Origin of the sequence: uncultured Paracoccus sp. (assembly GCF_947496875.1) — a bacterium.
In the GTDB taxonomy this organism is placed as follows: domain Bacteria; phylum Pseudomonadota; class Alphaproteobacteria; order Rhodobacterales; family Rhodobacteraceae; genus Paracoccus.
The window spans coordinates 1-290 of the sequence record NZ_CANMEH010000101.1 but is presented as its reverse complement, the minus strand read 5'-3'; the positions used below and the strand labels follow the sequence as shown (position 1 = coordinate 290).

The following is a 290-nucleotide window of genomic DNA, read 5'->3' as shown; positions in this document are numbered from 1 at the left end:
GACTTCTCGGGCCGCGCCCGCAGGTCGAAGCTCAGCGTGTAGGCCTGCCCTGTGGTCGCGTCGACGTCCTGGTAGAAGCCGTCACGCGCCCCCTGGTAGTCCAGCTCGAGGAAGTCCTCCCCCTCCGTGGCCTTGACGCCTCGGTGGTCGTTCCAGATCTCGATCCGTCCGCCCGAGATCGCCGTCCATCCTTGCACCGATGTGAACGAGGCGTACTGGCCCGAGGCCACGGGAGATCCTTCGAAGGATCCGTTGACCAGCAGGTTCTCCGGGGCCGAAGGCTCAGGCGT

At 66.6% G+C, this 290-nt stretch carries 1 pseudogene; it reads right to left on the bottom strand.

Annotated features, from left to right (window positions below):
- Window positions 1-290 (bottom strand): annotated as a pseudogene (locus Q0938_RS19290) (hypothetical protein); the annotation flags it as partial.